The 22,746-nt window shown below is 30.7% G+C and carries 22 protein-coding genes and 1 tRNA gene; 22 read left to right on the top strand and 1 reads right to left on the bottom strand.

The window, feature by feature from the left end; all coding sequences use genetic code 11:
* Positions 1–530 precede the first annotated feature (530 nt).
* The 13 genes from EII29_RS10575 (at position 531) to EII29_RS10515 (ending at position 11,708) form a co-directional block, all read left to right on the top strand.
* Positions 531–1,355 carry an undecaprenyl-diphosphate phosphatase gene (locus tag EII29_RS10575; RefSeq protein WP_125237496.1) on the top strand — a complete coding sequence of 275 codons (825 nt, stop codon included), beginning with the start codon at positions 531–533 and terminating at the stop codon, positions 1,353–1,355.
* 3 nt (positions 1,356–1,358) lie between these two features.
* A complete protein-coding gene (locus tag EII29_RS10570; protein WP_125237495.1) occupies positions 1,359–2,834 on the top strand; it encodes a coproporphyrinogen III oxidase in 1,476 nt (491 codons plus the stop codon).
* A 40-nt stretch (positions 2,835–2,874) separates the two neighbouring features.
* The gene (locus EII29_RS10565) at positions 2,875–3,459 is read left to right on the top strand and encodes a helix-hairpin-helix domain-containing protein (protein WP_125237494.1); all 585 of its coding nucleotides are present in this window, start codon (positions 2,875–2,877) and stop codon (positions 3,457–3,459) included.
* 453 nt (positions 3,460–3,912) lie between these two features.
* A tRNA-Leu gene (locus EII29_RS10560) sits at positions 3,913–3,999 on the top strand.
* A gap of 395 nt (positions 4,000–4,394) precedes the next feature.
* Complete coding sequence (locus EII29_RS10555; RefSeq protein WP_125237493.1) at positions 4,395–4,727, top strand: hypothetical protein; 333 nt, start codon at positions 4,395–4,397, stop codon at positions 4,725–4,727.
* A 435-nt stretch (positions 4,728–5,162) separates the two neighbouring features.
* Positions 5,163–6,224 (top strand): L-ascorbate 6-phosphate lactonase, encoded by a 1,062-nt coding sequence (gene ulaG, locus EII29_RS10550; protein WP_125237492.1) that lies wholly within the window; start codon positions 5,163–5,165, stop codon positions 6,222–6,224.
* Positions 6,225–6,320: 96 nt separating this feature from the next.
* Positions 6,321–7,844, top strand: a complete 1,524-nt coding sequence (locus EII29_RS10545; RefSeq protein WP_125237491.1) for a PTS ascorbate transporter subunit IIC — start codon at positions 6,321–6,323, stop codon at positions 7,842–7,844.
* A 43-nt stretch (positions 7,845–7,887) separates the two neighbouring features.
* Positions 7,888–8,172, top strand: a complete 285-nt coding sequence (locus tag EII29_RS10540) for a PTS sugar transporter subunit IIB (RefSeq protein WP_125237490.1) — start codon at positions 7,888–7,890, stop codon at positions 8,170–8,172.
* Between the two features lie 57 nt (positions 8,173–8,229).
* Positions 8,230–8,673: a PTS sugar transporter subunit IIA gene (locus EII29_RS10535; RefSeq protein WP_125237489.1), complete on the top strand. Its 444-nt coding sequence runs from the start codon at positions 8,230–8,232 to the stop codon at positions 8,671–8,673.
* Positions 8,674–8,883: 210 nt separating this feature from the next.
* Positions 8,884–9,540 (top strand): 3-keto-L-gulonate-6-phosphate decarboxylase UlaD, encoded by a 657-nt coding sequence (locus EII29_RS10530; RefSeq protein WP_125237488.1) that lies wholly within the window; start codon positions 8,884–8,886, stop codon positions 9,538–9,540.
* A 31-nt stretch (positions 9,541–9,571) separates the two neighbouring features.
* Positions 9,572–10,447 (top strand): L-ribulose-5-phosphate 3-epimerase, encoded by an 876-nt coding sequence (locus tag EII29_RS10525; protein ID WP_199726074.1) that lies wholly within the window; start codon positions 9,572–9,574, stop codon positions 10,445–10,447.
* Positions 10,447–11,148, top strand: coding sequence for an L-ribulose-5-phosphate 4-epimerase (araD, locus tag EII29_RS10520; protein ID WP_125237487.1), 702 nt, complete (start codon positions 10,447–10,449; stop codon positions 11,146–11,148). The genes EII29_RS10525 and araD overlap by 1 nt, the downstream gene beginning before the upstream one ends.
* A 152-nt stretch (positions 11,149–11,300) precedes the next feature.
* On the top strand, positions 11,301–11,708 hold the full coding sequence (locus EII29_RS10515) for a helix-turn-helix domain-containing protein (RefSeq protein ID WP_125237486.1): 408 nt from the start codon (positions 11,301–11,303) through the stop codon (positions 11,706–11,708).
* 167 nt (positions 11,709–11,875) lie between these two features.
* Here EII29_RS10515 and argS read toward each other — a convergent pair whose 3' ends face one another.
* A complete protein-coding gene (gene argS / locus EII29_RS10510) occupies positions 11,876–13,606 on the bottom strand; it encodes an arginine--tRNA ligase (protein ID WP_125237485.1) in 1,731 nt (576 codons plus the stop codon).
* 344 nt (positions 13,607–13,950) lie between these two features.
* Between argS and EII29_RS10505 the strand changes: the two genes are divergently transcribed.
* The 9 genes from EII29_RS10505 to EII29_RS10465 all read left to right on the top strand — a co-directional run.
* Complete coding sequence (locus EII29_RS10505; protein ID WP_125237484.1) at positions 13,951–14,217, top strand: hypothetical protein; 267 nt, start codon at positions 13,951–13,953, stop codon at positions 14,215–14,217.
* 54 nt (positions 14,218–14,271) lie between these two features.
* On the top strand, positions 14,272–15,123 hold the full coding sequence (locus EII29_RS10500) for a polysaccharide deacetylase family protein (protein WP_125237483.1): 852 nt from the start codon (positions 14,272–14,274) through the stop codon (positions 15,121–15,123).
* A gap of 89 nt (positions 15,124–15,212) precedes the next feature.
* Positions 15,213–15,683: a septal ring lytic transglycosylase RlpA family protein gene (locus EII29_RS13125; protein WP_125237482.1), complete on the top strand. Its 471-nt coding sequence runs from the start codon at positions 15,213–15,215 to the stop codon at positions 15,681–15,683.
* Between the two features lie 43 nt (positions 15,684–15,726).
* The gene (gene fabG, locus EII29_RS10490; RefSeq protein WP_125237481.1) at positions 15,727–16,437 is read left to right on the top strand and encodes a 3-oxoacyl-ACP reductase FabG; all 711 of its coding nucleotides are present in this window, start codon (positions 15,727–15,729) and stop codon (positions 16,435–16,437) included.
* Between the two features lie 14 nt (positions 16,438–16,451).
* The gene (locus EII29_RS10485) at positions 16,452–17,090 is read left to right on the top strand and encodes a ribonuclease H family protein (protein WP_125237480.1); all 639 of its coding nucleotides are present in this window, start codon (positions 16,452–16,454) and stop codon (positions 17,088–17,090) included.
* Between the two features lie 23 nt (positions 17,091–17,113).
* Positions 17,114–17,527 carry a hypothetical protein gene (locus tag EII29_RS10480; protein WP_125237479.1) on the top strand — a complete coding sequence of 138 codons (414 nt, stop codon included), beginning with the start codon at positions 17,114–17,116 and terminating at the stop codon, positions 17,525–17,527.
* A gap of 221 nt (positions 17,528–17,748) precedes the next feature.
* Positions 17,749–19,074 carry a tRNA (N6-isopentenyl adenosine(37)-C2)-methylthiotransferase MiaB gene (miaB, locus tag EII29_RS10475; RefSeq protein ID WP_125237478.1) on the top strand — a complete coding sequence of 442 codons (1,326 nt, stop codon included), beginning with the start codon at positions 17,749–17,751 and terminating at the stop codon, positions 19,072–19,074.
* Between the two features lie 139 nt (positions 19,075–19,213).
* Positions 19,214–20,416, top strand: a complete 1,203-nt coding sequence (gene rho, locus EII29_RS10470) for a transcription termination factor Rho (RefSeq protein ID WP_233573314.1) — start codon at positions 19,214–19,216, stop codon at positions 20,414–20,416.
* Between the two features lie 400 nt (positions 20,417–20,816).
* Positions 20,817–22,746 (top strand): S8 family serine peptidase (locus EII29_RS10465; RefSeq protein ID WP_148096414.1); only part of this gene is annotated, 1,930 nt, incomplete at its 3' end.

Genomic DNA, 22,746 nt, shown 5'->3' with positions numbered 1-22,746 from the left:
CTCATTGTCACCCTCATATTTCTGTTATTGACTGTAAAATTTTTTTAATCCTCAAAAATGTTTGTTATATTTGAAAAACTGCAAACTTACTATACATAAACATCAGTTTTTTTGAATAGGATAATATTATATTTTCTCGGAAAAATTTTGAGTATCGAAGAATAAAAATAATATAAATGATTTCAAATAAGAATTAAGAATATAGTTAAATAGATACGTAAAACTAAAATAGAAGTTAAAATCCGACATTCAAATTATTCAACAAAAAAATAAGGGAATAAACATAAAGAAAAATTGTTGTTTGAGTAAAACAAGTTTATGATTTTTTAGTGCATGAAGTGTTTTTTAATATGAAATAATTTAAGTTGGATAGTTTTTTAGTGTAATTTTTTTTACAAAAAAGGTTGGAAAGGTTTGTTGATTTTTTCAAAAAGCTTAGAAAGTTTATAAATAATTTATGAAAGAATAAGTAAAATATGCTATAATGTTTAAAAGAATAAAGCTGTGGTGATTATAAAGGAGAAAAACTAATGATTTTTGACATTCTGAAAGTAACAATATTAAGCTTGATCGAAGGATTAACTGAATTTATACCTGTAAGCAGTACTGGGCATATGATAATTGCAGATAGTTTTTTAAGACTTTCCGATAATGAAATTTTTGTAAATGCTTTTAAGATAATAATTCAACTAGGAGCTATAATGTCTGTAGTTGTATATTTTTGGGAACAGCTTTGGCCATTTTCAAAAAAGCTCGAAAAAAAAGAAAGTGGAGAAATAATTCTAAAATGGATAAAAATTATTATTGCAGTACTACCTGCAGTCATTTTAGGGCTATTATTTGATGATATAATAGACAGATATTTTTTTAATTCATTAGTTGTGGCAGTTATGCTTGTATTTTACGGCATAATTTTAATATGGATAGAAACAAATAGAAAAGAAACAAAAGGTATTTCTGATATCGGGAGTCTGTCTATTTCAAAAATAATAGGAATAGGATTGTTTCAGTGTCTTGCAATGATACCGGGAACGTCAAGGTCTGCAGTAACAATTATCGGAGGAGTATTTTTGGGATTGAGTAGAGTAGCGGCAACGGAGTTTTCTTTTTTTCTGGCAATTCCTACAATGACGGGTGCTACTCTATTGAAAATAGTAAAAATAGGAACCAAACTTACAGGATATGAATGGTTTTTAATTTCTGTCGGATTTGTAATGTCATTTATATTTGCCTATGCAGTAATAAAAATATTTATGAATTATATAAAAAAACATGATTTCAAAATATTCGGATATTATAGAATTGTTTTAGGAATTATTGTATTTATTCTTTATTTTAAAGGAGTTATAAAGTAGCCGATGATATTTTGCAATATAAAAATGAATGAAAATAAACTGGAAGAATTTGTAAGAGTTCTTTTGCCTGAGTATTATGATATTCTTGATGAAACTTCTAAAAAAAAGGTATATATAAATGTAACTGAAAAAAATAATATTATTAAGGTTGAAACTGTTTTAAAAGATAATACATTTCCTGAAAAAGGACATGACAGGGGGAAAATAAATTTTCAATATAAAAAAATAGGACTTACTTATAACGATCAACAGGAAGTTATGGTAAAAGTATCTTTATTAAAACTTTTTGACAAAGAAAATGATTATAAATGGGGGGCACTTATAGGAGTAAGACCTACAAAAATAGTAAGAAGATTTCTTGATATGGGATTATCTTATAAGGAAATTGAAGATATATTGAAAAATGTGTATTTGGTAAATGATGAAAAATCAAAACTTCTTTTGGAAATAGTAAAAAGACAGCAATCGTATCTTGACAGAAAAACGGCGGGAATATATATAGGAATAGCTTACTGTCCTACGAAATGCACTTACTGCTCATTTCCTGCATACCTTTTAAAAGGAAAATATGCTGAAAGATATGATGAATATTTTGAAACGTTAATAAAAGAAATAAAGGAAACTTTGAAAATGGTAAGAGAATTGGGGATTAAAATAAGTATAATATATATAGGAGGGGGAACACCGTCAATACTATCTGAAAGGGAAATAGAAATTTTACTTGGAACAATAAAAGAGAATTATGATTTCAATGATTTGAAAGAATTTACATTTGAAGCGGGAAGAATAGATACATTAAATGAAGAAAAACTTAAGATTATAAAAAAATATGAGGTAAATAAAATAAGTATAAATCCTCAGTCATTTAATGATAAAACATTAAAACTTGTAAACAGGTATCACAACAAAGAAGAGTTTGATAAAGTTTATAATATTGCTAAAAAATTAAATTTGAAAATAAATATGGATTTAATTTTTGGGCTTCCGGGGGAAACAACTGAAGATATTTTGTATACATTGGAAAAAGTAAAGAAATATAATCCTGAAAATTTTACAATACATAATCTTGCAATAAAAAATGCAAGTAAATTAAATAAGGAAAATTATAAACATGGCAATAAACTGAATTATGAAAAAATATTTGAAAAATTGAATGAAATAACCACTGAAAAAAATCTTTATCCGTATTATATGTACAGACAGAAAAATAGTTTTCATTGGGGTGAGAATTTAGGATATTCCCTGCTCGGGTGTGAATCCATATATAACATCGAGATGATAGAAGAAAATAAAGTAATAATCGGAATAGGAGCAGGGGCAATAACCAAACTTATATGGAAGGATAACGGGAAAGATAATATAAAAAGATTTATTAATCCTAAAGATCCTTTAGTTTGGATAAATGAGGTGGAAGAAAGGCTGGAAAATAAAAAACAAGAATTAAAAAAGCTGTATTGTTTCAGAGAAGATAATAAATAAAAATATAAAAGGGAAATTTAATTGAGGGAGGAACAGAGATATGAAAGTAAAGAAGATTGTTGTATTTATTGTACTTTTGATTTTAGGAAATTTTTTAAGATTGTTTATTGAGGAACGAAATATTCCTGATATTGAAATTAATGAAGAAGTGGTTTACAGGAAAGATGAAGCCGTAAAAGAAAATAATTTGACAAAAGTAGCGGAAAAATTTGATGTAAATGATGTGGAGTATGAGCAGTTGCTGAAAATGGGATTTTCTAAAGCAAAAGCTGATAAATTAATAGAATTCAGAGAGAAAATAGGTATTATTTCAGATATACAGGAGTTGAAGAATATTCCGAGATTTGGTGAAACAGGATTAAAACAGGCAGAAAAATATTTATTTGTAGACAGTGAAAAAATAAAAAATCCTGAGAAAAACTATAAAGAAAGAAATTATATAAAATATAATATAAATAACTCTAATGAAGAAAAACTGAAAATAATAGGATTTACCAAAAAAGAAATAAAAAAATTGCTACTTGAAATAAAAAAAGGAAATATAAGATCAAATATCGAGCTGGAAAAAATAATCGGAACTGAACGGTATGAAGAGCTGGAAAAGAAAATAAAGTTTAGTGAATAAAAAATAAACGCATATGGTCTTTTGAGATTTTTATCATTTAAAAAATTACAGTTTAGATATGCTTTCACTCAAAATTATTTTTTATGTATTTCAGTTTTTTCAGTATTGAGATTTAACAGCCTGAAAAATGTATAAAGTTAGAATTGTAAAAACTTTTTTTGTTTTTACGGTGAACGGAGATTTTTGAATTTTAATGAAATTTGTGTTGATAGTTTTTTATGGAATTTTTTCAAAAAAGCATGAAATATCCGTTGAAATATTTGAATGTTGAATTTATATTCAATATTTTTATCTTATAAATTATAATCTTATGTATTTTTATAGTTTATATTATTTGCAAAGAAGAGTTTAAAAGAAGGGATTTAAACAAATTTTTAGTAGTTAGAAAGAAAATTAAAAATAATAGTTGACATATTCAATGAAATTTATTAAAATAGTACAGTAAGTAGTTTAGCCCGAGTGGTGAAATTGGTAGACGCAACGGACTCAAAATCCGTCGATAGTGATATCGTGCCGGTTCGACTCCGGCCTCGGGCACCAACACATATAAGCTAAAAATATAAAGCAGCTTGAATTAATATGTAATATTTGGATGTAATATATTAGAGTTTAGTAAAGAAAGCCGGTTTTATATGAGTAGGATGTGTTATAGTTTTAGGTGTAGATGTACTTAGTAGATGATATCAACAAAAAGAAAAAATAAAAGATAATAAAAAAATAAAAGCCTGTAAAAGGGCTTTTTTTTCTGGAAAATTGAAGTATGATATAAATAAAAATTGGAGGGACATTATGAAGAGAATAATTTTTTTATTATTTTTGGCTATTTCAGTTCAGGAACTTGTAATTGAATAGCTAATCCTGACGACTACCTTCTTAGACTTATAATAAAAACGTTTAATCGATAAAATTTATTGTAACAATAATAATATTATTATATGGTGTATTATTCTGATGGAGAAAAACTTAAAATAGGGTTTGTTTTTAATAAAAAAGAAAGGAAAGAACTGACAGTAAAAAATTTATTAGATTATTTAAGTAAAATAGAAAATATTGAATATCTTATCAATGAAGGGGATTTACCTGCAAATTTCAACTTAAGAATATATGTGTATGATCCGTACGATGATGATGCGGTTATGGTGTTAAAATCAATCATCATGTTCCTACAAATAAAACAAGTCTTTTTTATAATAGAGAATATATTGAGCTGTTTAAAAATTTTTCAAAAATATCAGATGAAAGTAACTTTTATCCGACAGAAGATGTAGTTTATTAAAAATAAAACCTTTTAATCTAGAAGTTATTATGTTGAAAAAATATATGATAATATTCAAAGAAGTATAATTATACGTTATTAGAGCGGGTTATTCAATAATCAGGAATAATTTGAAAGGAATAAAACGATACTTTCCTTTTTTTGATGTTTTTCAATATATAAAAGGAAAAATAAAGTTTTTATTCCAAAAAAATACAAGTAAAATATAAATAAATAATTTTTTTTGACTAAAAATGGAATGAAAATGTTAAAAGGTTTAATATTAAAAGAATATACACTGTTAACAAATTGTAAAAGAAAATGAAAAAAATTTTCTTTTTGCTATTGACTTTTTAAAAAATCGAGGTATAACATTGTTAATAAATAGTAAACACAAAAAATAAATTACTAACAATTATTGAAAATTAACAGATTTTTAGGAGGAAAAATGGCTAAGTTAGATGAAATTACGAGAGAATCATGGATTTTAAGTACTTTTCCTGAATGGGGAACATGGTTAAATGAAGAGATTGAAGAGACTGTAGTAGAGCCGGGAACAGTTGCTATGTGGTGGCTTGGAAATATGGGCCTTTGGGTAAAAACTGAAGGAAATGCAAATATCTGTATGGATTTATGGGTTGCTACAGGAAAAAGATCGAGTAAAAATAAACTGATGAAACCTAAACACCAGCATCAGAGAGCAGTAGGATGTGTTGCATTGCAGCCGAATTTGAGAACTACGCCTTGTGTTATTGACCCTTTTGCAATTAGAGATTTGGATGCATTACTTGCAACACATTCTCACAGTGATCATATAGATCAGAATGTTGCCGCAGCAGTTTTGAAAAACTGTCCTGAAGCGAAATTTGTAGGTCCAAAAACATGTACGGAAATATGGAAAAAATGGGGAGTTCCTGAAGAAAGATTGGTAACGGTGAGACCGGGGGATGTAATAAGTATAAAAGATACTAAAATAAAAATGTTGGAGTCTTTTGACAGAACAATGTTACTGACAGTAGATGATGATGTTGTCTTAAAAGATAAGTTGCCTCCTGATATGGATGATATGGCGGTGAATTATCTTATAGAAACAACAGGTGGAAATATATATAATGCAGGAGATTCACACCACTCGAACTATTTTGTGAAGCATGGTAATGAAAATAAAGTAGATGTTGCTTTTGTAGGATATGGAGAAAATCCGAGAGGAATGACTGATAAGTTGACTTCATCCGACGTATTGAGAGTGGCAGAAGAATTAAAAACAGAAGTAGTTATACCTTTACATCATGATATATGGTCAAACTTTATGGCTGATCCGAAAGAAATTACTTTATTATGGAATTACAGAAAAGATAGAATGAAATATAAATTTAAACCTTATATATGGCAACCGGGTGGAAAATTTGTATTTCCTGACAATAAAGACGATATGGAATACATGTATCCAAGAGGATTTGAAGATGCATTTACAATAGAACCTGATTTACCATTTAAATCATTCTTATAAAAAAATAAAAAAGAAATGCAATATAATTCAAAGTCCGGAAAAACATATTGCAATATTCTATTTATTAAATAAAATATATTTTAAAAGGAGAAGAAAATGAACTTTTTAATGAAAATAGGAACAATGTTTGGACAGAATATTTTGACTAAACCTGAGTTTTTTGTAGGTTTATTAGTGTTTGTAGGTTATCTTTTTATGGGTAAAAAGATATATGAAGCAGTCGGAGGATTTATAAAAGCTACTGTCGGATATATGATATTAAATGTAGGTGCGGGGGGACTTGTAGTAACTTTCAGACCTATACTTGCAGCTTTAAAAACAAAATTTCAGTTAGATGCGGCGGTTATAGATCCTTATTTCGGATTACAGGCTGTAGATGAAGGAATCAAAGGAATAATAGCGAAAGATCCTTCAAAACAGGGATTGGCGGCATCAGTAATGATGGCATTGTTAATAGGGTTTATTATAAATATATTGCTCGTATTATTTAGAAAAGTGACAAAAGTAAGAACATTATTTATAACAGGACATATAATGCAACAGCAAGCTTCAACAGCAACATGGATGATTTTCTTTTTATTTCCTCAATTCCAGAACATAACAGGAATAGTATTAGTAGGAATTTTTGCTGGAATTTACTGGGCTGTAGGATCAAACTTATCTGTTGAACCTACTCAAAGATTAACTGAAAATGCAGGATTTGCCATAGGGCATCAGCAAATGTTTGCAATATGGGTAGCTGATAAATTAGCACCAAAGTTGGGAAATCCCAAAAAGAAACTGGATGACCTTAAATTACCTAAATGGCTTTCAATGCTTCATGATGATATTATAGCTACAGGATTAATAATGATAATATTTTTTGGTATAATAATGTGGATTTTAGGACCTGAGTTCTTTACAGCAAAATTCGGAAAATGTGTCGTAGAAAACGGAGTACAAACTTGTCCGATTGTAAATCCTAATGGAGTGGCAACAGGGGCATTTGATCCTAAAAAACTTCTGTTCGGAACTTATATTGTTTCAACAACATTATTATTTGCAGTGTATCTAACAATATTGAAAACAGGGGTTAGAATGTTCGTATCTGAGTTGACTTTATCATTCCAAGGGATTTCAAATAAAATATTGCCGGGATCATTGCCAGCGGTTGACTGTGCGGCATCTTACGGGTTCGGTTCTCCGAGTGCAGTACTTTTCGGATTTTTAGTAGGTACAATTGCACAATTTGTTTCAATAGCAGGATTACTGATATTCAAGTCTCCTATATTCATAATAACAGGGTTTGTACCGGTATTCTTTGATAATGCAACTATTGCAGTATATGCAGATAAGCGTGGAGGAGCAAGAGCGGCACTTATTTTATCAGCTTTATCAGGAGTTCTTCAAGTATTATGTGGTGCTGTAGCAGTAGCTTTATTCCAGCTAAAAGGCGGATGGCATGGAAATATCGATCAGAGCACAGTGTGGTTGGCTCAAGGGTTTGTGATGAAATACTTGGGAATGGCAGGATACATACTTATAATTGTATTGATGCTTTTAGTACCTCAAATTCAATATATAAAATCCAAAAATAAAGAACAGTATTATGAAGGAACAGTTGAATTGGAAGGGAATTAATAAAAATTAATTAAATAAAAAATGAGAAAAGGAAGTGGTTTTGATGTTAAAAGTTCTGGCAGTGTGCGGAAGCGGAATGGGAACAAGCATGATTATGAAAATGAAAGTTACACAGGTACTAAAAAAATTAAACGTAGAAGCAGATGTGAATTCATGTAGCATGGGAGAGGCAAAATCAGGGCTTGCAAATTATGATCTTGTTTTAGCTTCGACACATATAATAAATGATTTGAAAGGTGGTCCTAATACTAAAATGGTAGGGCTTTTAAATCTCCTTGATGCGAATGAGTTGGAAACAAAATTGAAAGAAGTAGGAATCGGACAGTAGGATTCTATTTATACAAAAAAGAAAACCGACCGGGAAGATTTTAAATTGGAGGATATTATGAATTTACTTGATTCACTAAAGGAAAATGAATCAGTTGTACTGAAAAGAGAAGCAGTAACGTGGAAGGATGCTATAGAAGTATGTATGCAACCTCTTTTAGATAAAGGTACTATTGAAAGAAGATATGTTGATGCTATTATAGAGAGAACTGAGGAGTTGGGTCCGTTTTATATACTTGCTCCGGGGCTTGCGATGCCTCATGAAAGACCTGAAAAAGGAGTAAATAAAGATTGTTTCAGTTTTGTAACGTTGAAAGAACCTGTTATTTTTCCTGACGGACAGGAAGTCGACATATTAATAGGACTTGCAGCTACAAGTACGGATATACATAACGGGGAAGCTATCCCACAGATAGTCATGCTTTTTGATGATGATTCGGCATTTGATAAAATAAGAGCAGCTCAGACTACTGAAGATATTTATAGAATAATAGAGGGATAAATTATAAACGGGAAATATAAAATTTTACATAAAAATCCGTGCTGTTTTTAGCAGCACGGAACAACCTTTTAAAAATACGGAATATTAATATAAGTTACAAATTGTGGAGTTTTGAAAAATTTTGAATAAAAAGGAAAAGTATATTGAAAAAAGTACGCGAAATAAATTAAGGACAAAAAAGAATTTTTAAATAAAATCGGGAGGAATATTATGGCAAGACCTTTATTACAAGTTGCTCTGGATCATTCGGATTTACAAGGAGCAATTAAAGCGGCGGTATCAGTAGGACAGGAAGTGGATGTTATAGAAGCCGGAACAGTATGTCTGTTACAAGTTGGAAGTGAGTTAGTGGAAGTGTTGAGAAGTCTTTTTCCTGAAAAAATTATTGTAGCGGATACTAAATGTGCAGATGCAGGAGGAACTGTAGCAAAAAATAATGCACAAAGGGGAGCTGATTGGATGACATGTATCTGTTCGGCAACCATTCCTACAATGAAAGCTGCTCTAAAGGCTATAAAAGAAGCTCGTGGAGACAAAGGAGAAATTCAAGTGGAACTATATGGAGATTGGACTTACGAACAGGCTCAGCAATGGTTGGATGCAGGTATAAGTCAGGCTATATATCATCAGAGTCGTGATGCTTTACTAGCAGGAGAAACTTGGGGAGAAAAAGATTTGAATAAAGTAAAAAAATTAATTGAAATGGGATTCCGTGTGTCGGTTACAGGAGGATTGAGTACAGAAACACTTAAATTATTCAAAGGAGTGGATGTATTTACATTTATCGCAGGACGTGGGATTACGGAAGCTGCTGATCCCGCACAGGCAGCAAGAGAATTTAAAGCTGAAATAGCTAAATACTGGTAAGAATAAATAAATTAGGAAAAAGAGGCTGATTATGAAAGATTTGGAAAAACTCAACCTAGGAATATATGAAAAAGCACTTCCTAAAAATATTGATTGGGTGGAAAGAATAAAACTTGTAAAAGAATGCGGGTATGATTTTATAGAAATGTCTGTTGATGAAACTGATGAAAGGCTTGCAAGACTTGACTGGTCAGATGAAGAGATAAAAAAAATAAAAGATGCTCTCATTGATACAGGAGTGAGAATTCCCACAATGTGTTTTAGCGGACATAGAAGATTTCCTATGGGAAGTATGGATGAAAAAATAAGGGAAAAATCTATGGAATTAATGAAGAAAGCAATTATTTTTGGGGATAAGCTGGGAATAAGAGTAATCCAGCTGGCAGGATACGATGTTTATTATGAAGAAGGAAATGAAAATACAAAGAAATATTTTACTGAAAATCTGAAAAAGGCTCTTGAATGGGCGGCAACAATGGAAATGACACTGGCAATAGAAATCATGGATCATCCTTTTATAAATTCGATTACAAAATATATGGAATTTTCACGAATAGTAAATTCTCCATGGCTGAAAGTTTATCCTGATGTAGGTAATTTGTCTGCATGGCCTGAAAATGATACATTAAAAGAACTGGAGCTGGGAATAAAAGAAAGGGAAATAGTAGCAATACATTTGAAAGACACTCTTAAAGTAACTGACACTTTTCCCGGAAAATTTAAAGAAGTACCTTTCGGGGAGGGTTGTGTAAATTTTTCTGAAGTATTTGCAAAATTAAAAGAATTAAATTATAAAGGTCCTTTTTTAATAGAGATGTGGACTGAAAAATCTGATAATCCTATTGAAGAAGTAAAAAAAGCTAAACAGTGGATTTTTGATGAAATGAAAAAAGGAGGATTTATTTAATGCTTGAAAAGTTAAAAGAAGAAGTTTATAAAGCCAATTTGGAGCTTCCTGAAAAAGGATTGGTACTGTTTACATGGGGAAATGTAAGTGCTATTGACAGGGAGAAAAATCTTATTGTAATAAAGCCAAGTGGGGTAGAATACAGTAAGCTGAAAGCTGAAGATATGGTAGTTGTGGATTTGGACGGAAATGTAGTTGAAGGAGATTTAAATCCTTCTTCAGATACTCCTACACACATTGAGCTTTATAAAAAATTTCCAAATATAGGCGGAATAGTTCATACGCATTCTACAAATGCTACAATTTGGGCACAAAGCGGTAGAGATATTCCGGCTTACGGAACGACACATGCAGACTACTTTTATGGACCTATACCATGCACAAGAAAAATGACACCTGAAGAAATAAAAGGAGAATATGAGAAGGAAACGGGATCCGTTATAATAGAGACTTTTGAAAAAAGAGATTTAAACTCTGAGTTTGTGCCGGGTGTATTAGTTTACAGTCATGGTCCTTTTACATGGGGAAAAAATGCCGCAGAAGCTGTATATAATTCAGTTGTATTGGAAGAACTGGCCAAAATGGCGATATTTACGGAACAGATAAATAAATATGTAAAACCTATGCAACAGGAACTGTTGGATAAGCATTTTTTGAGAAAGCACGGAAAAAATGCTTATTATGGACAAAATAAAAAATAAAAGGAAATTTTGAAATGAAATATAAGATCATTTAATTTTAAGGTTTACTTGAATTTTACTCCGTCAAATTTCCAAAGGATAAAGTTTTGAATTTTTTTTGATTATATGGTATATTTATAGAATATAAATTTAATATTAGTAAGGTGGAGAAAATGGATAAAAAACAAGATATTAAAACAAATCCGAATCTTGTTGAAGCCTTAGGTTATTATATAAAAAATAAAAGATTAAAAAAAAATATAGGACTGAGAGAAATGGCGGAGTTATTGAAAATAAGTCCTGCTTATTTGTCAAATTTGGAATCGGGAAAGCACAGTATGACGAATCCTCTTTTATTAAAAAAAATTTCTAAAGTCTTGAACGTTGACCATCTTAAATTATTTAAAATAATAGGCTATACAGATAAAGACATGTCGGATTTAAGAAAAGAATTGACCTCTGAAATAATAGAGGAAATTTCCGATATAGAACTCGGAGAAATAGTAGGTAATCTTATGAAAATGAGTCATGAAAAAGTAATGCTTGTAAAACAGTACATAGAATTACTGAATAAACAATAAAGAACCGTAATGAAGATAGTAATAAATAATCTTCAGACGGTTCTTTTTTTACTACAGTAAAAGATATTTTAAAACGGAAAATTTAATCCGGACAAAACAATTTGTTGTATGATAATCCTTTTAGCTTGATTTTAGGCTTATTTTAGGTATATTGATTTAATAGTTATTTACATTCTGTTTACAGTTTGTATTCCTAAAAGAGATAATCCCTGTTTTAAAATATTTGCCGTTTTTAAAGAAAGAAGTATTCTTGCTTGCATAATTTCAGAATTTTCTTCTTTCAGGATAGGTTTTGAGTTATAGAAATTATTGTATAGCTTGGCTGTTTCAAATAAATAATCGGCTATAATATTAGGCTTATATCCTTCATATGCTTTGACAACGATTTGAGGGAATTTAAGTAATGTAACTGCAAGTTCTCTTTCAATATCTTGCATATCATCTAAAATAATATTTCCACTTTCATCAACTTGTATATTTTCAGATTCAAGTTTTCGTAAAATAGACATTACTCTAACATAGGTATACTGTAAATAAGGGCCTGTATTTCCTTCAAAGCTGAGTACTTTATCCCAGTCGAACAGTATAGGCGAAGTTCTATTCTGACTCAAGTCAAAATATTTTATAGCTCCTGTTCCTACGATATCAGCAATAATTTCTTTTTCAGGTTCAGGAATATCAGGATTTTTCTCATCAATGACTTTTTTAACATGCTTTTGTGCTTCGTTCAACAAATCGATTAGTCTTATGACATTTCCACCTCTTGTAGATAAAATGACTCCATTTGCAAATCTCATAATACCAAACCAAACATGGACTTTTTCATAATCATAAGGTGCTCCGATCATTTTAGCTATAGTAAATACCTGTTTGAAATGATCCTGCTGTCTTTCATCAACGACATATATTGCAAGGTCAGCATTTAAATCATCTTTTCTATATTTTATAGTTGCCAGATCTGAAGTGGAGTAAAGGAAGCTTCCGTCTTTTTTCTGGACAATACAAGGATGAAGTTTTGTATCTTCATCAAAAAATACAACTAAAGCATCTTTATCTTCTTTGGCAATATTCTTATCTTTTAATTCTTCCAAAACGACAGGCATAAGATCATTGTAAAAAGATTCTCCATTGTAAAAATCGAAAGTAATATCAAATCTTTTATAAATTTTATTATATTCTTTTATGGAAATATCAATAAATTCTTTCCAAAGAGTATTGTTTTTTTCATCTCCCGACTGAAGTTTTCTTAACTCTTCTCTTGCAATATCTTCAAGAGAAGGGTCTTTTTTAGCTTCGTCTGAAAAAAGAACATAAATTCTTTCAAGTTCTTCGATAGGATCTTTTTCATATGCTTCTCTATTGAGCCAACGATTATATCCTACGATAAGTTTTCCAAACTGAGTTCCCCAATCTCCTACATGATTATCTCCCAGAACTTTGAATCCTAAAAACTGAAGAATTCTTTTTAACGAATCTCCTATAATCGTACTTCTTAAATGCCCTACGTGCATACGTTTTGCAATGTTAGGAGAAGAGTAGTCTATTACTACGGTTTTATTTGAATCTAAAAAATCAAAGTTATACTTTTCCTTTCCGATTTTTTTAACTTCGTTGTTAAGGAAGTTATTTTTCAAATAGATATTTATAAAACCGGGACCGGCAATTTCCATTTTTTCAATAATATCGTTCTGTTCAAATTTTTCTATGATTTCTCCTGCAATTTCCCTCGGATTTTTCCCTATAATTTTAGAAGTTGTCATAGCAAAATTTGTCTGAAAATCTCCAAATTCTTTTTTAGTGGAATTTTGGATATCGATTTTATCTGAAAAATCTGCATTAAAAATGTTTTGAATATTTTTTTCAAACAGTTTTTTTAACTGAATAGTAAGTAATTCCATTTTTCTTTACTATATATTTTATATAACGGACATAATTGCGAAAACCATTATAAAAATATATACCTCCTTTCATAAAAATACTTTTATTTTTCCTGAAATTATTATATACTATATTAAGAAAATTTACAATTAATTAAAGAGGAAAATTATAAAAACAAAATAATTTCATTGTAAAACAATTTTACTTTAATTGTGGTTTAATATATTTAGTGTATAATTTAATCAGATCGAAAAAGATCTGAAACCTCAATTAACCCCCCCTTTTATAAGACCTCTTTAATAAGAGGTCTTTTCTTTTAACATTAATTAAATAATAACTTTGATAACTTTGGAGGATATAAAAAATGAGTAGCTATTATGAGCAGCACAAAAGAAGAAAAAAAATTTCAAAAGGAGTAAAATCGGTAATGCTTCTTTTTGTATTTTCAATTTTTCTAACAGCAGGGGCAATTCTCTTTATGCAAGGGAATAATCCTGAATTGAAAAAAGAAGTTGAAAAACTGAAAACGGAAAAAGAAAATAAGGAAAAAGAATTAAAAATAGTTCAGGAAAATCTTGAAACTAAAGAAAAAAGTTATAATGAACTGAAAAATAAACTGGATAAAAATTAATATCTTACAATATCTTAAACTATAAGTGAATCAGAAAGGATAAATTTAAATAATATGAAAAAAATAATAACGTGGATAATGTTGATTTTAAGTCTTGGAATGATAGGTTATTCAGGACAAATAATGTACACAAATATAAAAGGAAATGTTGAAAAAGGAACATTACAGAAAGATATAAAAAAATTGGATGAAACAATAAAAGAAAAAAATATAATGCTGACTGAAGTTAAAACAAAAGATGCAGAGTTGAGAAAAAAATACAACGAAATAAGACAACAGAAAGGTATAAAAGTAGTATATCTGACATTTGATGACGGACCTACTCCGAATAATACTCCAAGAATACTCGATATTTTAAAGAAAAATAATATAAAGGGAACTTTCTTTGTAATAGGTCAGAATCCCGACATGTATAAAAGAATTGTAGATGAAGGGCATGCTATTGCCATTCATACATATTCTCATATTTATAAAGAGGTATATGCTTCTGAAGATGCTTTTTTTAAGGATCTTTATAAATTAAGAGATCTGATCATTGAAAAAACGGGTGTAAATCCTAAAGTTACAAGATTTCCGGGAGGCTCAAGTACAACAAGAGCACCAAAAGCTATAAAACAAGCTATAATTAAAAGACTGACAAAAGAAGGATATGTTTATCAGGACTGGAACTGTGACAGTACAGATGCATCAGGCAATAAAGTTCCCGTGGAAAAACTTGTAAGAAGTTCATTTTGTAATGTAAGGGAAGTAAATCTTTTAATGCATGACAGTTACGCAAAAACAACTACAGTGGAAGCACTTCAGCAGATAATAGATACTTATAAGTCAAAGGGATATATATTTGAAGTTCTGACTGTGGACAGTCCAAAGTTTCAACATATTAAACAACCTGAAAATATTGATTAGAAAGGACTTGCTAAGATTAGTCTAAGCGGAAAAACGAGACGGTTATGATATAATGCCTTACCAAAAATTAAAATTGGAGGAAAAAAATAATGAAAAAAACAATAACTGTGCTTGTAGGATTAATTTTATCTTTATTTATATCATTAACAGGAAAAGCAAGTAATCATGAAATAACAAAAAATATAAAAGATACGGAAAAAAAAGTAAATATACTCGAAAATAATGACGGTATATTTGACGAGGCAAAGGAAGAGCGTGCAAAATATTCTTATTTTCAGACAGGTATTGCTTCATTTTACGGGGGAAAATGGCATGGAAGGAAAACTGCAAATGGGGAAATATTTGATACATATAAATTAACGGCAGCCCATAAAACGTTACCTTTTGGAACAAGGGTAAGAGTAACTAATGTAAATAACGGAAAATCCGTAGTAGTGAGAATAAACAATAGAGGACCTTATGCAAAAGGAAGAATAATTGATTTAAGTCAGGCGGCTTTTTCAAAAATAGCAAGTTTAAGTAAGGGAATTGTAAAAGTAAAATTGGAAATAATGAAATAAATTTAAAGAATCAGAAAATTAAATTCAAGAAAGGCGGAGTGCGGTGTTAAAAAATAAAATTGCGTTAGTAACCGGAGGTTCGAGAGGAATAGGAAAAGAGATTGTATTAAAGTTTGCTGAAAACGGAGCAACTATAATTTCAGGAGATTTAATTGAACCTGATTACAGTCATGAAAATGTTACCCATATCAAATTAAATGTAACTGATAGGGAAAATATAAAGGAAATAGCAGCTCAGATAAAAGAAAAATACGGAAAGCTTGATATACTTGTGAATAATGCGGGAATAACAAGAGATTCCTTATTACAGAGAATGAAAGAAGAAGATTGGGATTTAGTAGTAGATATTAATTTAAAGGGTGTTTACAATGTAATGCAGAGTTTCGTGTCACTTCTTCTAAAAAGTGAGAGTGCAAGTGTAATAAATATGGCTTCTGTTGTGGGTCTTGACGGGAATGCCGGGCAAACAAACTACTCTGCAACAAAAGGTGGAGTCATAGCTATGTCTAAAACATGGGCCAAAGAATTTGGGAAAAAAGGTCTGAGATCAAATGCAATCGCTCCGGGATTTATAGAAACAGATATGACACATGTACTTCCTGAAAAAGTGGTCGAAACTGTTCTTGAAAACACTTCTTTGAAGAGAATGGGAAAAGCTTCTGATGTAGCGGATACAACGTTATTCCTGGCAAGTGATATGTCTAAATTTATAACAGGACAAGTAATAAGAGTTGACGGTGGATTAAACCTGTAAAATAAGGTGAAGTAATGTCAAAAAAATCAAAAATTTATGCCTATTATATAATAGAAACAGGAGAATATGGAATAACTGATGTCTGGGATGAATGTCAGAATATTGTAAAAGGGAAAAAAGCAAGATACAAGTCTTTTAAAGTTGAAAGTGAAGCTTTGCAGTGGCTTGAGAATGGTGCAGAATATGAAACCTCTGAAAAAAAAGTCGAAAGACTTGACAGTCTGATTTTGGAACTGGATAGAAAAGCTGTGTATTTTGATGCCGGAACAGGAAGGGGAAATGGAGTCGAAGTAAGGATAACTGATTTTGATGGAGAGCCGTTATTGTATAAAGTTCTGGATAAATCGAAAATAAATGATTACGGAAATTATTATTTATCTAAGGGAAGAACGAATAATTTTGGAGAATTGACAGGACTGTATGCAGCATTGAAATATGCTTTAAAGTATGATATAAATAAAATATGTGGAGACAGCTCCCTTATTATAGATTACTGGTCTAAAGGAAGATATAATAAAGACGGTCTTGAGGAAGATACAGTAAACTTAATAAAAAAAGTAACTTTATTAAGAAGTGAATTTGAAAAGAAAAAAGGGAAAATAGAAAAAATATCGGGAGATGTAAATCCTGCCGATTTAGGATTTCACAAATAAAATTAAAATACGGAGGCATTAAAATGAAAAAAATTACAGTATTTTTATTAATGTGTATGCTGTTTACGATAGGTTCGGCAGCAGGAAAGAAAAAAATAACTGATAAAGAATATAATGGAGAATATGTAAGATCTACAAATACTTTTACTTATAAAAAAGATAACCTGATATTTAAAGATAAGATACTTACTTATCAGTTACAGGATAATTCTGAGTTACTGAACGGGATTTATGAATTTATCGGTCAGAATTATGGAGTAACAGATGATGATATTATAGGTTTAAATGTTGTGGGAAAAGTTTCAGGAGGGACATTAGTCGTAACTAAAATTACTAACTACAGGGTGCCTGAGTATAAAATGAACAATCAGGAAGCAGAAAATTCAGAAACTTCAACAGATACAGAGATTCCAAGCGATAAACCTAATATTGAGTAGCAATAATAAAAAAATATGGAAAAGTATTAATAAATCATTTAATATACTATAACTTGAATTTTTATACAATATTTATACAATATTAGGAAAAAAGAAAGTTTTATATAAATAGACTAGGGAGAAAAATCTCTAGTCTTTTAGATTTTTTTGAAATATGATATAATTTTTAAACTGAAAAAATAAAAAATTAATATAGATTTTAGTTATAAAGGAGAGAAACATTGGATAAAAGAGCAACAGTTATAACATATGGCTGTCAGATGAATGTAAATGAAAGTGCAAAAATGAAGCAGATGTTACAGACAATGGGTTATGAAATAATTGAAGATATAAATAAATCCGATTTGGTTTTCCTCAATACATGTACGGTAAGGGAAGGTGCCGCTGTAAAAGTTTATGGGAAATTAGGGGATTTAAAAAGAATAAAAGAAGAAAAAAATGGGAAAATGATTATAGGGGTGACAGGATGTCTGGCTCAGGAAGTGAGAGATGAGTTTATAAAAAAAACTCCTTATGTAGATTTAGTTTTAGGAAATCAAAATATAGGAAGAATACCTGATATTATAGAAAGAATTGAAAAGGGAGAGGAAACTCACATCGTAATGGTTGATGATGAAGATGAACTCCCAAAAAGGGTAGATGCTGATTTTGGTGATGACATAGTCGCTTCAATATCTATAACATATGGATGTAATAACTACTGTACATTTTGTATAGTACCTTATGTGAGAGGAATGGAGAGATCTGTACCTGTTCATGAAGTATTGAAAGATGTAGAGTTTTATACAAAGAAAGGGTATAAGGAAATACTATTTCTAGGGCAAAACGTAAATTCTTACGGAAGTGATTTGGCAGATGAAAAAGATAATTTTGCAAAACTTTTGATCGAAAGTGCCAAAGTAGAAGGGGATTTTTGGATAAAATATGTATCTCCCCATCCAAAAGATTTCAATGATGAAGTAATTGAAGCAATAGCAAACAATTCAAAAATTTCTCGAATGTTACATCTACCACTCCAATCGGGATCAACAAAAATTTTAAATGCAATGAACAGAGGATATACAAAAGAGCAGTTTATTCAACTGGCAAAAAAAATAAAAGAAAGAATACCCGACATAGGGCTAACTACAGATATTATAGTAGGATTTCCGGGTGAAACTGATGAAGATTTTCAGGATACGATGGATGTCGTTGAAGAAATAGGCTTTGAAAATGCGTTTATGTTCATGTACTCCAAAAGAAGCGGAACGCCTGCAGCAGATATGGCGGAACAGGTGGATGAACAGATTAAGAATGAAAGATTGCAACAGTTGATGAGATTACAAAATGCAAAAGCGAAAGAAGAAAGTCAGAAATACTTAAATCAGACTTTAAAAGTTTTAGTGGAAGGTCCTAGCAGAAAAAATCCGGAAATGCTTACGGGAAGAACATCGACTCACAAAATAGTTCTTTTTAAAAGTGACAGGAAAGATTTAAAGGGGCAATTTGTTCATACAAAAATATATGAAGCGAAAACATGGACACTATACGGAGAATTAGTAGAATAATTAAAAATAATGAATAAAAAAGAAAGAAGAGGAAAAAATGAAAAATGATGAGAAAGTAAATGATAGTGAAGAAGTAGGGAAAATTGAGAATATGGAAGATAAAGTAAGTGATGATGAGCTGATCGGCGAAACATTAAAAATGAAAATAACATCATTGAAAAAAAAGGCAAAGGAATATGGGATTTCAAATTTTTCAGTAATGACAAAAAATGAACTGGTAAATCATGTATTAGTTGAAAAAGGAAATGAAGAAGGTAAAATTTATGGCTTTGGGAAACTTGATATAATGGGGGAGGGAAGTTACGGATTTCTTAGAAATACATCTGTAGGACCTGATGTATATGTATCAATTTCTCAAATAAAAAGATTTTTCTTAAGAAACGGTGATACTGTTTTCGGTGAATTGAGAGTTCCAATAGGAAGTGAGAAAAACTATGGAATATTGAAAGTTCTTCTTGTAAATGGAGATCTTGCCGAAAAATCATTAGAGCGACCATTTTTTGATGACTTGATACCATCTTATCCTGATGAAAAAATTAATTTAAGTGAAGGTGAAATTGCATCAAGGATTATTGATTTAATATCACCTATAGGAAAAGGTCAAAGAGGACTTATAGTTGCTCCTCCAAAAGCGGGAAAGACAGTTCTTTTGTCGACTCTTGCAAACGATATTATAAAATATAATCCGGGAATAGATGTATGGATACTTCTGATAGATGAAAGACCCGAAGAAGTAACGGATATAAAAGAAAATGTTAAAGAAGCTGAAGTTTATTCTGCGACTTTTGATGAAAATCCGAGCGTACATACTCAAGTTACTGAAAATGTTCTTGAAATGGCAAAAAGAGAAGTGGAAAGAGGGAAGGATATCTTAATTCTTATGGACAGTCTTACAAGATTGGCAAGATCATATAATATAACGATTCCTTCAAGTGGAAAACTCATATCCGGAGGGATAGACCCAAATGCCCTTTATTATCCGAAAAGATTTTTAGGAGCTGCAAGAAATATAAAAAATGGAGGAAGTTTAACAATAATAGCTACTGCATTAATTGAAACAGGAAGTAGAATGGACGAAGTTATTTTTGAAGAATTTAAAGGAACCGGAAATATGGAAATAATGTTGAACAGAACGTTGGAACAGTTAAGAATATTTCCCGCTATCGATGCACTGAAAAGTGGAACAAGACGAGAAGAACTACTTATTCCTAAAGAGGAACTTGAAAAAATATGGAAATTAAGAAGAGAATTAAGTCAGCATTCGGAAGTTGAAGGAATGAAAAAATTAATAGAATTGATAAAAAAATATAAAAATAATAATGAATTATTAGAAAATTTGTAAGTTAAATATGAAAACCAATTGGAAATAAAAGGAAATTTAATATTTTTTAATTTAGGGCTATTTTATTTCGGGGTAGAAAATATAAAAAAAATTAAGTATAATTCCATTGTAGAAATTTAGTTTTCTCATTTCTTATTCATAAATAAAGTATCGGGGAATTTTCCTCGATATTTTTTAAATTACATAAAGGAAAAAATTTTCAGTAATCATATTATCCGTAAAAATATTTCGGTAATAAAATATATAAAATATATTTGAAAGAAGATTTTGTAAATGATATACTTCCTAATCAGTAAAATATTTTTTACAGTAATAAAAGGAGACAGGGAAGGATAGAAAATCTAAAATTGAGAATGAGAAAAATATTATATTCAGAGAAAAACAAAGAAAGGAAATTTAAATGAAAAAAATAATATTGCTTGTAAGTTTAATAGTCGCATTATCAAGTTGCGGCGGAGGTGGAGGAGGGGGTGCACCACAGACAAATTCCGCGACACCTCAGATACCGGGCGGAACGCAAAGTCCTTTAATGCCGGTTCCACCTATGGCACAAAATCCTATAGGACCTCAAAATTCTGTGCCAAACAATCCAAACAATCAAAATAATCCAAATAATCCGGGGATATCAGTAGAGCCTGAAATTCCTAAAAATATAGAAATTCCCACAGGTAAAGGAGTTAAAGTAGGTGTCCTTGATGATGATTTTGTAAGTGGAAGTAATGCAATTACAAAACGTTTTTATATAAAAGATGATTTTCACGGATTGCTTTCATCAGGAACTCCTTTTGATGAAGTTCTTGCAAAAGAATTTGGAAATAGATTTGTGGCTTTGACAAAAGATGAAGGAGTACCCGGCAAAGATGATCATGGACTAATAGTTGCAACTATTTTAGGAGGAAAAAGCGGAAAAGGAGCAAAAGGAGCTTCAGTTTACGGAGTAAGTTTTGGGGAACCTAATTCATTAATCATAGATATAAAAAAATATAAAGAATTAAAAGATAAAGGAGTAACAATATATAATCAATCCTTTGGAACACCAAGGGGATATTCCGAATTTACAATAAATAATTATAAAAATGGAATGTATGGTTCAGTTTTAAGAGGAAATGCTACACATAATGAATTGGATAAAAAAGTAACCGAATTGATGGATTTTTATAGAGAAGCTGTAAACGAAGGAGCACTTTTTATATGGGCTGCAGGTAATACAGATAAAGGAAGAACTTTTAATGAACCTACTATTCAAGCCGGATTGCCTCATTTTATACCTTCTCTTCACAAAGGATGGATAGCAGTTGTAGGAGTAAAGCCTGATGGAAGAGAGTACGATACTCATTTGGCAAGAGCGGGAGGTGCAAGATATTGGACAATATCGGCAAATGGAAATTGTGAACTTGCAACTTGTACAGATATAGGTTCATCTTTTGCAGCACCGAGAGTATCTGCTTCTGCAGCAAAGATAAAAGAAAGATTTCCATGGATGACAGGGCATGAAATAAAACAAACAATTCTGACAACAGCAAAAGATATAGGACAGCCGGGTGTAGATACTATATTCGGATGGGGACTTTTAGATGAAGAAAAAGCATTGAAAGGACCTGCACAGTTCAGTAAAGAACTCATTGTGGGAGAAAGAGCTGCAAATGCCGGAGCAGAAGCAAAATTTAATGCTAATATACCTGCTGGAATGGTTTCCATATTTGAAAATGATATTACCGGTTTAGGAGGATTGGAAAAATCAGGAAACGGAACTTTAATACTGACAGGAGATAATACTTATTCGGGGATTACATATGTAGAAGAAGGAAAGCTCAGTATATATAAAGAAAACGGTTCAAATATCAGAATATCTCCTCAAGGGACAGTAATGACTTATCCTAAAACTGTTATAGGTTTACGGAATTTTGACGGAACTTTCTTGCCTGTCAATGTGGATAATAACGGAGGAACTTTTGAAAATACAGGTTCAGGTGCAGTTATAACAGGAAATTATACGGCTGCAAGAGGTTCAGTGACAAAAGCGGACATAGGAACAAAACTGACTGTGAAAGGAACGGTTAATTTAAATGGTGAAAATACTCTTGTACAGACAGTAAAAAATAGGTATGTTACTGCTAAACCTATGAATGAGGCAATAATAGAAGCTGAAAAAGGGATAAATGGAAATTTTACTAAAGTGGAAACACCTGAATTGATAAATGCTTCTTCTGAAGTGACAGGGAATAATTTAACTGTAACTTTAAGCAGAAAGAATGTTGAAGAATACGTAACGAGTTTGGAAACAACAGATGAAATGAGAAGGGTGGCAGCTCAGAACATAGAGACATCTT

Origin of the sequence: Leptotrichia sp. OH3620_COT-345 (assembly GCF_003932895.1) — a bacterium.
Classification (GTDB): domain Bacteria; phylum Fusobacteriota; class Fusobacteriia; order Fusobacteriales; family Leptotrichiaceae; genus Pseudoleptotrichia.
This window is presented reverse-complemented; position numbering and strand designations above follow the sequence as displayed.

Excerpts from the sequence above, each read along its gene's own strand:
- EII29_RS10575 (WP_125237496.1), top strand. The coding sequence starts at position 531 with ATGATTTTTGACATTCTGAAAGTAACAATATTAAGCTTGATCGAAGGA.
- EII29_RS10570 (WP_125237495.1), top strand. The coding sequence starts at position 1,359 with ATGATATTTTGCAATATAAAAATGAATGAAAATAAACTGGAAGAATTT.
- EII29_RS10565 (WP_125237494.1), top strand. The coding sequence starts at position 2,875 with ATGAAAGTAAAGAAGATTGTTGTATTTATTGTACTTTTGATTTTAGGA.
- EII29_RS10555 (WP_125237493.1), top strand. The coding sequence starts at position 4,395 with ATGGTGTATTATTCTGATGGAGAAAAACTTAAAATAGGGTTTGTTTTT.
- ulaG (WP_125237492.1), top strand. The coding sequence starts at position 5,163 with ATGGCTAAGTTAGATGAAATTACGAGAGAATCATGGATTTTAAGTACT.
- EII29_RS10545 (WP_125237491.1), top strand. The coding sequence starts at position 6,321 with ATGAACTTTTTAATGAAAATAGGAACAATGTTTGGACAGAATATTTTG.
- EII29_RS10540 (WP_125237490.1), top strand. The coding sequence starts at position 7,888 with ATGTTAAAAGTTCTGGCAGTGTGCGGAAGCGGAATGGGAACAAGCATG.
- EII29_RS10535 (WP_125237489.1), top strand. The coding sequence starts at position 8,230 with ATGAATTTACTTGATTCACTAAAGGAAAATGAATCAGTTGTACTGAAA.
- EII29_RS10530 (WP_125237488.1), top strand. The coding sequence starts at position 8,884 with ATGGCAAGACCTTTATTACAAGTTGCTCTGGATCATTCGGATTTACAA.
- EII29_RS10525 (WP_199726074.1), top strand. The coding sequence starts at position 9,572 with ATGAAAGATTTGGAAAAACTCAACCTAGGAATATATGAAAAAGCACTT.
- araD (WP_125237487.1), top strand. The coding sequence starts at position 10,447 with ATGCTTGAAAAGTTAAAAGAAGAAGTTTATAAAGCCAATTTGGAGCTT.
- EII29_RS10515 (WP_125237486.1), top strand. The coding sequence starts at position 11,301 with ATGGATAAAAAACAAGATATTAAAACAAATCCGAATCTTGTTGAAGCC.
- argS (WP_125237485.1), bottom strand. The coding sequence starts at position 13,606 with ATGGAATTACTTACTATTCAGTTAAAAAAACTGTTTGAAAAAAATATT.
- EII29_RS10505 (WP_125237484.1), top strand. The coding sequence starts at position 13,951 with ATGAGTAGCTATTATGAGCAGCACAAAAGAAGAAAAAAAATTTCAAAA.
- EII29_RS10500 (WP_125237483.1), top strand. The coding sequence starts at position 14,272 with ATGAAAAAAATAATAACGTGGATAATGTTGATTTTAAGTCTTGGAATG.
- EII29_RS13125 (WP_125237482.1), top strand. The coding sequence starts at position 15,213 with ATGAAAAAAACAATAACTGTGCTTGTAGGATTAATTTTATCTTTATTT.
- EII29_RS10485 (WP_125237480.1), top strand. The coding sequence starts at position 16,452 with ATGTCAAAAAAATCAAAAATTTATGCCTATTATATAATAGAAACAGGA.
- EII29_RS10480 (WP_125237479.1), top strand. The coding sequence starts at position 17,114 with ATGAAAAAAATTACAGTATTTTTATTAATGTGTATGCTGTTTACGATA.
- rho (WP_233573314.1), top strand. The coding sequence starts at position 19,214 with ATGAAAATAACATCATTGAAAAAAAAGGCAAAGGAATATGGGATTTCA.